Here is a 9,800-nt window from a genome sequence, read left to right as displayed (position 1 = left end):
GTTACCGATTATTTATACAGGTGTCTGTCAGATTACATCTGGTTCAGATTCTTTTCTGCCCAGATCCGTTTTCCATCGAGTAAAGTGGCCATCGGCGTACGCCCGCAGCACATTTTTCCCTGATGAGTTCGCTCATTATTTGTATTAGTCGTGACTAATACAAGTTAGGGAATGCTATCGAAATCCTGGGCCCTTCAACGAGTCCGGGGCAGCTTTCGGTGTCTCTGCGCGTTTTGGACTTATGTCAGTGGGTGAGCATGATGTTGAAGGGAGCTTTAGCGGTGAAGAGTTCGTATGATTTTAGTTTGCATATTTTTGCGAATCATTCTGCACAATGCTAAATCGCTATTTAATCATTTTTTTCAGTATGCAAAATGATTCGTTATTCTATGCGAAATAATTCGCCGCGCTACAGTGATGCGGCAAATGGAACCCTCTCGTTGCTGACCTTCAACGTCGTGCTCCATTAATTTTGATCTTTCCTTTTTGTTCACGGTCAAGTGTTATCGATGTCACATTGTCTTTTTTTGGAATGTTGTTCTATAAATGTAAAATGTATGGTTTAAAAGTGAACAATGTAAATAAAAGAGGTTGAGATATTGCAGGGAAAGCGTTAAATATAGGGCAAGCTATAAAATCTTAAAATGTGATCAACGTGGCATTAATCAGTATTGCAATCATTTCCATTCGCTAAGAAGGGTGACTTATGACTATTGCAACGCGGATTCTTGTAGAAATGCTCATTCAGCAGTGCCGCCATATTCGGACACTAAGAGTAAACGTTTTTTCTTTGACGCCAATGTCATTGCGTTTGTTCACCATAATCATACCTGAGGGAAAGTAATAGTGGACACTCTCCAACTTTCGGTAGTGCATCGTTTGCCGCAAAGTTATCGTTGGCTATCGGGCTTCGCTGGTATCAAGGTGGAACCGATTCCGCTGAGCGGTATTCCCCTGCGGGGACGAGATGAGGACAACAACCTGATTGGCTTTAAATTATTAAGCCACGATGGTGAAATGGCCTGGGTTATTTTACGTCAGTTGAACCACTCCCTGGCTGAAATTCAGATTGATGGTGCCGTGTTGGAATGGGAAGGGGAACCCTGTCTGTTTTTACACCGCGATGATGAAAGTACAGCATTGTGTCGTCTTAAAAATGTGGGCGTCGCCATCGCGGAACCCCTGAGTGCGCTCTATCCGTTTTAAACGCCATTGCTTCTGCAATGACATGGCGCGTGTGCCTCTACAGGGTAGCCATGCGCAGCAGCTCTTGTGTATAGGCGCTCTGAGGCGCGGAAAAAACTTGTTCACAACGCCCTTGTTCTACCACCTCACCTTGACGCAGCACGATAACCTGATGGCACAGCGCACGCACCACCTGTAGGTCATGGCTAATGAAAAGATAAGCCAGTTGGCGTTTTTGCTGCAAGGTTTTCAATAATGTCAGAATCTGCGCCTGTACGGTTCTGTCCAGTGACGAGGTGGGTTCGTCAAGGATCAGTAGTGCGGGTTCGAGCACTAGCGCCCTGGCGATAGCAATACGCTGCCGCTGGCCACCGGAGAATTCAGAAGGGTAGCGGTGACGAAATTCGGGATTAAGGCCGACTTCGCGCATCACCTCAATGACCCGCTGTTCTCGATCGGAGGCACTCATCTTCTGGTGCACTTCCAGCCCTTCTTCGATAATTTGCAGCGCGGTGCGCCGTGGATTCAACGACGAATTGGGATCCTGAAACACCACTTGGATCTGGCTACGCAGTGGTAACATTTGACGGCGATTAAATTGGTGCAGCGGTTGTTCATCAAACACAATGTTACCGCGTGAGGCGATGAGCCGTAACAATGCCAGTCCTGTAGTACTTTTCCCTGAACCGGATTCCCCCACCAATCCCAGACTTTCGCCACGACGTAAGGTGAAATTCAACCCATTGATGACGGTTTTTTCTGCCACTGTACGGCGCAATAGCCCACGCTTGATGGGAAATGAAATCGAGAGCTTTTCTACGCGTAGCAGCGTCGGTGTATCATCCGGCAGAGGCAGCGCGGAACCGGAGGGTTCGGCATCCAGCAACTGTCGGGTGTAGCTGTGCCGCGGCGCGGCGAAGAGGTCGCGGCAACGATTTTGTTCTACGCAGCGCCCACCCTGCATCACGGCAACCTTGTCTGCCAGTTGCTTGACGATATTCAGGTTATGCGTGATGAACAGCAGGCTCATACCCAACTCGTGTTTCAGTTCACGCAACAAGGTGAGGATTTGTGCCTGTACGGTGACATCCAGCGCGGTAGTTGGCTCATCAGCAATCAGCAAATCTGGCTGCATCAGCAGGGCAATTGCGATCATCACCCGCTGGCGTTCACCGCCCGATAGTTGATGAGGAAAGTCCTTCAGGCGCGTGTGTGCCTGCCGTATGCCAACGCGATCCAAACAGGTAAGCACTTCACTGCGCGCAACGTCTCGTGTCATTGCACGGTGCAACGTCAACACTTCCATCAATTGCTTTTCAATGCTGTGCAGCGGGTTCAGTGACACCATCGGTTCCTGGAAGATCATGGCGATACGGTTGCCGCGCAGTTCGCGTAACCGTGTTTCTGGCGCATGCAGCAGCGATTCACCGTCAAACAGGATATCCCCTTGAGGATAGATAACCGGTGGAGAAGGCAGCAGGCGCAGCACCGACAGCACAGTGACACTCTTGCCCGAGCCGGATTCACCCACCAGAGCCAGCGTTTCACCGCGCTCGACGTTGAAGGATACTGAATTCACCACTTGATGCACCTGCTCACCCTGGTGAAAAGCGATGCTGAGATCCTGAATCTGTAACAGCGGAGTTTGGTTCATATCAATGTGCCTTGCTGGGATCAAAAGCGTCGCGCACCGCTTCGCCAATAAAAATCAGTAACGACAACAGGGTTGCCAACACCAGAAATACGGTAATGCCGAGCCAGGGAGCCTGAAGATTGTTCTTGCCCTCCAGCAGCAGTGCCCCCAGTGACGGCGAGCCAACTGGAAGTCCAAACCCCAGAAAATCGAGCGATGTCAGGGTAGTGATTGAGCTGCACAAAATAAAGGGCAGAAACGTTAACGTCGCGACCATGGCGTTAGGCAGCATACTGCTCATCATGATTACCCGATCGTTTACCCCCATTGCTTGTGCCGCGCGAATGTAGTCGAAATTACGGGTTCGCAGGAATTCGGCGCGTACCACGCTCACCAAGCTCATCCAGCCAAACAGGATAGTGATGCCCAACAGCCACCAGAAATCAGGTTGGATAACACTGGACAGCAAGATAATCAGGAACAGGGTCGGCATGCCCGACCAAACTTCGATAAACCGCTGCCCCCACAAATCGAGCCTGCCACCGTAGTAACCCTGCGTTGCGCCGACCACAATGCCAATCAGGCTGGAGAACAAGGTCAGTGAAAGCCCAAACAGCAGGGAAATGCGAAAGCCGTACAGCACTTGCGCTACCACATCTTTTCCCTGACTGTCTGTGCCGAGCCAATTAAGTCCGGAAGGCGGGGAGGGGAATGACTGGGTAGTGGCATAGTTAATGGTATCGTAGCGATAACGGATCGGCGGCCAGATACTCCAGCCATGTTGCGCGATACGCGCCGCCACGTAGGGATCGCGAAAATCCGTGGTGGTGGCAAACTGGCCGCCGAAGGTGGTTTCAGGGTAATTCACCAGCAACGGAGTATAGAAACGGTTGTCGTAGCGCACCAGCAGCGGTTTGTCATTGGCCAGCAGTTCGGCGAACAGGCTGAGGGTAAACAACACCAGAAAGATCCACAGTGACCAGTAGCCACGGCGATTGGCGCGAAAACGGGCCCAGCGCGCCAAATTTATTGGGCTGATTCGGCTCATTGGCGTCCCTCAAAATCAATGCGCGGATCGACCAGCGTATAGGTCATATCGCTGACAATATTCAGCAGCAGACCAATTAACGTGAAGATGTAGAGCGTACCAAACATCACCGGGTAGTCGCGTTGCAGTGTGGCATCATAACCCAACAGACCCAGCCCGTTGAGTGAGAACATCACTTCAATCAGCAGCGAACCGGTGAAAAACATGCTGATAAAGGTCGCTGGGAACCCGGCAATCACCAGCAGCATGGCGTTGCGGAAGACATGGCGGTACAGAATGCTGTTTTCGTCCAGCCCTTTGGCACGTGCGGTGACCACATATTTCTTGCGAATCTCGTCCATAAACGAGTTTTTGGTCAGCATGGTCAGCGTTGCAAAGCCGCCAATCACCGTTGCCAGTACGGGCAGCGTGATGTGCCACAGGTAATCGGTGATTTTACTGTACCAAGGCAGGGTGTCGAAATTACTCGATACCAGTCCGCGCAGCGGGAACCAGTCCAGATAGCTGCCGCCGGCAAACAGCACAATCAGCAAGATGGCAAACAAGAACGCCGGGATAGCGTAGCCGACAATAATCAGGGTACTACTCCAGGTATCAAACGGTGTACCGTTCTTGACCGCCTTTTTGATGCCAAGCGGGATTGAGACCAGATAAATGATCAGTGTGCTCCATAATCCCAGCGTGATAGAAACCGGCATACTCTGCTTGATAAGCTCCATCACCGAGGAGCCGCGAAACAGGCTATCGCCAAAATCCAATCGGGAATAGTTCCACAGCAGCGTGAAATAGCGCTCGTGAATCGGCTTATCAAACCCGTAACGTTTGGTGATCTCAGCAATCACCTCTGGGTCCAGCCCGCGAGCGCCACGGTAGGCATTTTCCACGGTCAGCGTGCCACCGCCGCCGCGCGCCATAGCCCCATCCATGCCGCCACCGGCACCAAACCCGCTGCCCTGACCCATCTCGATGGCGGCAATAGCCTGATCAACAGGGCCACCTGGGGCTATCTGCACAATAAAAAAGTTAATGGTAATAATGGCCCACAGCGTGGGGATCACCAGCAAAAGTCGGCGTAGTAAATAGGTTCCCACCATGGCTCCTTAACGGCGTTCGGGCGGCAATGACTGCGCCCGCTGTGCATCGTACCACCAGCTATCCAACCCTAACGTATAGGCCGGTCGGGTTGCTGGCATGGCGAATTTATCCCAGTAAGCGTAGCGATCGTGATTGGAGTACCACATGGGGATCATAAATTGATTCCAGGTCACTACCCGATTTAGCGCGCGGCCTAATACCAGCAATTTCGCCTTATTGCCTTGATGCGCATCGATTTGCTCAATAAGTGCATCAATGGCCGGATCGCTCACGCCCGCTGTGTTATAGGTTGAGTCGAGGTATTTGGTATGCCAGCCAAATTTCAGGTTGCCATCCGGATAAATTCTTGCCGGGTAAAGGCGGGCGAGCATATCAAAATCCCGGGCACGCAGACGATTGGTGAACTGCCCGCTGTCAATCAGGCGTAGCTTCATGTCGATGCCCAAACGTTTGAGATTTTGCTGGAACGGCAGTACGTACTGCACGTTGGCAGCGCTGGGGAGCAATAATTCGAAGGTAAATGGTTGTCCGGTTTTGTGATTGACCAACTTCTGGTTTTTCAATTCCCAGCCCGCTTCCTCTAGCAACTGTAAAGCTTGTTGCCAATGGGCGCGATCGTAGCCGCTGCCATCACTCTCTGGTGGTTGAAAGCTGGGGCCAAAGACTTCAGGCGGTATTTTGTCCCTGAGCGGCTCCAGCCATTTTAATTCCTCTGGGCTGGGGGTACCTTGCGCGGCATATTCTGTGTTTTGGAACAGGCTGTTAACGCGCTGATAAGCGTTGTAATAGAACGCCTTGTTCATCCAGTTAAAATCAAAATTAAGCCCAATGGCTTGTCGGATGCGGCGATCATGAAACAGCGGACGCTCCATATTGAACACCAGCCAGCGGGTATCCTGCGCCGCTTGATTTGTCCGATCGCGCTTGACGATATAACCCCGAGCGAAGTTACCGCCCTGATACTGCGTTGCCCAGTGCTTGGGGGATCCTTCGACACGCAGATCGAAAGCGCCCGCTTTGAACGCTTCCAGCGCGACACTGTCATCCAGATAGTAGTCGTAACGGATTTGGTCGAAATTATTCAAACCGCGATTCACCGGAAGATCGGCACCCCAATAGTCTTGTACCCGTTTGTAGGTCACGTATTGGCCGGTGCGGTAGGAGGTGATGCGGTAGGGGCCACTGGCCGGTGGGGGATAGGACAACGGATCGGCAAGACTGTGATTTTTCCAGAAACTTTCAGGCATAACGGGCAATGTCAGCAGTCCCAGCAGTCGTTCTTTATCCGGCTCAGGCATTTCCAGCCACACGGTGCGCGGCCCGATAGCAGTCACCGTGACGCCTTTGTACACCACGCGGAACTGTGGAACCCCTTGTGTCATAAACATAGTGAAGGTGAAGGCCACATCAGAGGCTAAAATCGGTGAGCCGTCGTGAAACGTGGCTTTTGGGTTCAGTTCCACTTCCATCCAACGAAAATCGTCAGCATGGCGTGCATGCAGTGCAATCAGCGGGTAAAAGCTACCCGGCTCATCATCAGATGAAGTGAACAGCGTATCGTACAGGCGTTCGGTACGCTCAGCCGCCACGCCGCGTAACGCAAAACGGTTGAAGTTGTCATACGTTCCCAGAGCGCTGAGCTTGATGCTCCCCCCTTTGGGCGCGTCAGGATTGACGTAGCCAAAATGCGTGAATCCCTCGGGATATTTAGGCTCTCCCAACGAGGCGAACGAGGTGTTCTGTTGGATGGTGTCGGCAAGGGCTCCCCAACAAAGAGAACCGAGCAAAGCTAGGGTGGCCACACGTTTTAGCATTGCGCTGTGTTTCTCCTGCAAAGCCGTGCAATGATCTGGCATTAGACCAAAGTTGCGGTGATTTTCATTTGGATCACCTGAATATAGGTAAAACCGATGTTGCCGCCTATGGGTAATAGGTCAGCGCGTCCCTTTTTACCATGAAAATTACGCGTAACCTACTTTATATCAGAGAGTTGAACAGCTTTTCATCAAGCGTTACGTTCAGCACGGAGCGCGGCGGTTGGTGTATGCCTCATCATGATAAAAAAACGCCGCTGATTAAGCGGCTCTCTGTTTTCGTTTTGCACATCAAGGGAAATGTGACTAACTGGTCATACCGTTAACTGGTGGCGCCTTTGCTGAAAATGCGGCGACCTTCCTGATAACGTTTGTTCCAGTAGGCATCGTCCATGCTGGAAATCATCACACCCGCACGGGCGGAGGCATGAACAAACTGGTTATTACCAATGTAGATGCCAACGTGACGACCGGTGTAACCAGCCCGGAACAGCACCAAATCGCCGGGGCGAAGTTTGCCGCGCTGAACCTGAATGCCCGATTCCTGCTGTTCATAAGTCGAACGTGGGAGTTCCATGCCAAATTGTTCACGGAAGGTACGTTGAACAAAGGCAGAACAATCAATACCCTTGCGGCTGTCACCGCCTAAACGATAACGTACACCTTTCCAACTGGCATATTGATCCATCAGTTTGGATTTGATGTCCAAGTTACGCACCATGGCTTCAAATTCGTCCTGAGAGGCCTGCGATAAAAGACTGTCTTTATCATTTATTGCAGAACGATCAGTTTGTGCCTGATGAGATCCTGTATTTGTACAGGCAGATAGCGCAAGTGCCATCGCGGGAATTGCCCGCCAGATATATATCAGGCTCGGTTGAGATTTGACCATTATCGTTATGTTCCCTTGATTTCCTTAACGACCACCATCGTCATGTATGCAACTACGCCATATATAAACGCCGAAACGAAACGAGAGTTAGACTAAAACAGAGTTTTACCTGGACCAACCACTTGAGGATGAAAATGTGTGGAATCGCACATAATTTCTTCCATTCCAAGAATAACCGCGTTCGGTAAAACTCAAACTTTACCGAGACTACCCTAACGCTCCGACGATTGCGAGCCTTTTTATGGAAATTCTTTATAAGAATTAATGAGGTAATAAATCGTAAATTTACGGATGGGCGTTATCCTAAAAAAACGCGGTAACCATAGCGCAAACGGATGACATACAGATGGCAGCACGGCATCCAGGCGCTTGAGGCCAGGATGCCGGTGTAGTTGGGGGACGGTGCGTTAAAGAGGGGGCTTTTAGCGACGGTAACGTGCTGGTAATGAACGATGAAAAAAATTAATCATTTCATCGCTGGCCGGCGAGATCAGCCACCAGCTTAGTGCCACCAAAACCACAGACAGGGGAACCACCGCGATGTTGGTAAACCAGTGGGCACCGATCATGACACGCGGTGCGGTAAAAACAACCACGATGACCAATGATATCAAAAATGAACGGCGCGGAAAATAGCGCAGTATAAAAGCGGAGTAAATCATCAGTATCATGCCATGGTCGCCAGGGAAGCTGTCGCGGGAGGCATCTTTAGTCGGCCAGCCGGTCAGTTCGCCAACCCGATTGATATCACTAAAGTAATAGGTTGGGCTGGCGTACTGTACTGGCAGCAAGTGGCCCAACTGATTCAGCACCACGGCGGTAATCGGCATGACCACGCCTATGATCAGTAAACGCTGGCGTTCAGTGCTATCCCCGCGCTGGTAATGGTAAAAATAAAGTGACACCATCGCCAGCAGTGCACAGGCATCGAAAGCGCGGTTGTTGGTGATAGCTACCGTATACAGCAGCAACGGACTGGTTGCTAGGTTCTGGTTAAAGTAGAAAAAGATGGCGCTGTCGAGGGTAAACCAGAATCCGTGATTAACGGGAAGATACCAAGAAAAGAACAGCGCCACACCTGCTGCGTTGAGCAGTAGAATGGCGAAAAACTGACATTGTGACATGCAACAAGCTAAAAATATTAATAAAATTACTTCATTGTATTCCTATGAACTTAAACTATAGCTCAATAGCTGGCTTTGTAACTGATTCCACGGTGCCGATGCGGTGTGAATTAACTTAATTCGGCTGTCTAGCGGAGGAAGCGGTTTGGTTTCAATATGCAGTTCCAATCCCTGCCGATTGATAATCAATGTACCTTCGGGAATGCGCATCACTCCTTTAATGCGGTCGACCGGCGTCAACAGAACCCAATCCAACAGTGCGGCAGTGGAAAACTGCTTTTCTGGGGAGAAAATCCAGCCACAGGCAAAGTATCCTTGCCCTTCATTGAGTGCGCGGCGCCAGGCTTCGCCGACTGGCAGGCGCAATGCGGCCAATCCACGTTCTGAAGCATGGGAATGATGATGCGCACCATCAGGAAGTTCGCGCGTATTGCGGCGTGGCTCATCAAGCAGTGACACATCGATTTCACCCTGTGCGGCGCTCACGATAGTGCGATCGCCTGCTTAGGCCTGCTGCCAACGCTGTAGCGCGGCGATGTCGTCTGTGCTGTAGGTATCCTGCTTGTTGGCAACGATAATGTCTGCCACAGCTAACTGATCGCGAAAGTTTTCGTTTTCACTATAACGTGCGTCCTGTAACTGCCGCGCATCTAACAGGCAAAGTGATGCCTGCAAACTGATCTAGGGTTGATAACTTTCAGCGGTGAACAACGAAAGAATCTGCTTTGGATGTCCCAAGCCGGTCTGTTCGATCAGTAAGCGGTGCGGTTTCTTTTGTTGCAGCAGCATATTCAGGCCAATCTGCATCGGCAGACCGTTCACGGGTCGTGTATTCAATGTTGATTGCAGTGTGAAATGTCCGGTTTTAGATGTGGAATACAGTGGATAAAGTTGATGTAAGATGCCCGTTTTGTGAACAGACATCTCCTGTGAAAAAACACGGTTATGGCAAAAGTGGCCATCAGCGTTACCGTCGTCAGTCATGCAAACACGGATGGCTACAGGGCTT

Annotated in this window: 8 protein-coding genes and 2 pseudogenes; 2 read left to right on the top strand and 8 right to left on the bottom strand. The window is 50.9% G+C overall.

Features of this window, described 5'->3' with window-relative positions; translation table 11 throughout:
• Window positions 1-32 precede the first annotated feature (32 nt).
• Window positions 33-140, bottom strand: a pseudogene (locus QZ506_RS18145) (IS481 family transposase); the annotation flags it as partial.
• A 706-nt stretch (window positions 141-846) separates the two neighbouring features.
• Here QZ506_RS18145 and QZ506_RS18140 point away from each other — a divergent pair.
• Entirely contained in the window at window positions 847-1,206 is a 360-nt protein-coding gene (locus tag QZ506_RS18140) for a YejG family protein (protein ID WP_291972994.1), read from the top strand.
• 37 nt (window positions 1,207-1,243) lie between these two features.
• Here QZ506_RS18140 and yejF read toward each other — a convergent pair whose 3' ends face one another.
• The 7 genes and pseudogenes from yejF to QZ506_RS18105 form a co-directional block, all read right to left on the bottom strand.
• Window positions 1,244-2,839, bottom strand: coding sequence for a microcin C ABC transporter ATP-binding protein YejF (gene yejF / locus QZ506_RS18135; protein ID WP_291972993.1), 1,596 nt, complete (start codon window positions 2,837-2,839; stop codon window positions 1,244-1,246).
• Between the two features lies 1 nt (window position 2,840).
• On the bottom strand, window positions 2,841-3,866 hold the full coding sequence (locus tag QZ506_RS18130; protein WP_291972992.1) for an ABC transporter permease: 1,026 nt from the start codon (window positions 3,864-3,866) through the stop codon (window positions 2,841-2,843).
• Window positions 3,863-4,957, bottom strand: coding sequence for a microcin C ABC transporter permease YejB (locus QZ506_RS18125; protein WP_291972995.1), 1,095 nt, complete (start codon window positions 4,955-4,957; stop codon window positions 3,863-3,865). The genes QZ506_RS18130 and QZ506_RS18125 overlap by 4 nt, the downstream gene beginning before the upstream one ends.
• A 9-nt stretch (window positions 4,958-4,966) precedes the next feature.
• Entirely contained in the window at window positions 4,967-6,775 is a 1,809-nt protein-coding gene (locus QZ506_RS18120; protein WP_291972991.1) for an extracellular solute-binding protein, read from the bottom strand.
• A gap of 322 nt (window positions 6,776-7,097) precedes the next feature.
• Window positions 7,098-7,667: a bifunctional murein DD-endopeptidase/murein LD-carboxypeptidase gene (gene mepS, locus QZ506_RS18115; RefSeq protein WP_291972990.1), complete on the bottom strand. Its 570-nt coding sequence runs from the start codon at window positions 7,665-7,667 to the stop codon at window positions 7,098-7,100.
• Between the two features lie 422 nt (window positions 7,668-8,089).
• Window positions 8,090-8,791 carry a hypothetical protein gene (locus QZ506_RS18110; protein ID WP_291972989.1) on the bottom strand — a complete coding sequence of 234 codons (702 nt, stop codon included), beginning with the start codon at window positions 8,789-8,791 and terminating at the stop codon, window positions 8,090-8,092.
• Window positions 8,792-8,833: 42 nt separating this feature from the next.
• A pseudogene (locus QZ506_RS18105) lies at window positions 8,834-9,613 on the bottom strand (GTP-binding protein); the annotation flags it as partial.
• A gap of 59 nt (window positions 9,614-9,672) precedes the next feature.
• Here QZ506_RS18105 and QZ506_RS18100 point away from each other — a divergent pair.
• Window positions 9,673-9,800 (top strand): IS1 family transposase (locus QZ506_RS18100; RefSeq protein WP_367273036.1); only part of this gene is annotated, 128 nt, incomplete at its 3' end.

Origin of the sequence: Candidatus Symbiopectobacterium sp. (genome assembly GCF_020054415.1) — a bacterium.
GTDB lineage: Bacteria > Pseudomonadota > Gammaproteobacteria > Enterobacterales > Enterobacteriaceae > Symbiopectobacterium.
This window is presented reverse-complemented; position numbering and strand designations above follow the sequence as displayed.